The organism is Rhodobacter capsulatus (assembly GCF_005144475.1).
GTDB lineage: Bacteria > Pseudomonadota > Alphaproteobacteria > Rhodobacterales > Rhodobacteraceae > Rhodobacter > Rhodobacter capsulatus_C.
In genome coordinates, this window is record NZ_SWJZ01000152.1 from 1 (window position 1) to 968 (window position 968).

The 968-nt window shown below is 70.5% G+C and carries 1 protein-coding gene; it reads left to right on the top strand.

Translation table 11 applies throughout. The features are described 5' to 3' along the window. Positions 1-968: NAD(P)/FAD-dependent oxidoreductase (locus FBT96_RS19980; RefSeq protein ID WP_136909767.1), on the top strand; the 968-nt coding region annotated here is incomplete at both ends.

Genomic DNA, 968 nt, shown 5'->3' on the forward strand with positions numbered 1-968 from the left:
GGGCTGTCGATTGCGGTGGTGGAAAAGGACTTTGCCGGTTTCGGGGCCTCGGGGCGCAATGGCGGCTGGTGCTCGGGGGATTTTTCATGGAGCCGCGCGAAATATCTGGCCACCGGCACGCGCGCGGGGGTGATCGCCTTTGAACGGCAGCTGCGCGAAACCGTGGCCGAAGTGATCCGCGTCTGCGCCGCCGAGGGGATCGAGGCCGACATCCTTGAGACCGATTGCCTGACCTATGCCTGCACTCCCGCGCAGGTGCAGCGGCTGCGCGACACCCTTGCCGAGGAACGCGCCTGGGACATCGGCCCGGAGCGGGTCGAACTGATCGAAGGCGCCGAGGCGGCGGCGCGGATCCGGGTGCCGGGGGCGCTTGCCGCGCTGGTGACGCATGGTGTGGCGCGGGTGCAGCCTGCCAAGCTCGTGCGCGGGCTGGCCGCGGCGGTCGAGCGCAAGGGCGTGCGGATCTACGAGCAGACCTGCGTCACCCGCATCGCGCCGGGCCGGGTGACGACCGACCGCGGCACCGTCACGGCGCATCGGATCGTGCGGGCGACCGAGGGTTTTACCCATGGCATCGCGGGCAATGAACGCGAGTGGATCCCGCTCAACAGCGCCATCGTGGTGACCGAACCGCTGCCCGCGGCGCTGTGGGACGAGATCGGCTGGCAGGGTGCGGAATTGCTGGCCGATGCCTCGCATGCCTATTGCTACGCGCAGCGCACCCGCGAGGGCCGGATCGCGATGGGGGGACGGGGCGTGCCGTACCGCTTCGGCTCGCGCACCGATCTGCGCGGCCAGACCCAGCCCGAGACGATCGAAAAGCTGAAGACGATCCTTTACCGCATGCTGCCGCAGACGCGCGGGCTGCGGCTCGATCATGCGTGGTGCGGGGTTCTGGGCGTGCCGCGGGACTGGTGCGCCACCGCCGGGCTGGACCGGCAGACCGGCATCGGCTGGGCGGGCGGCTA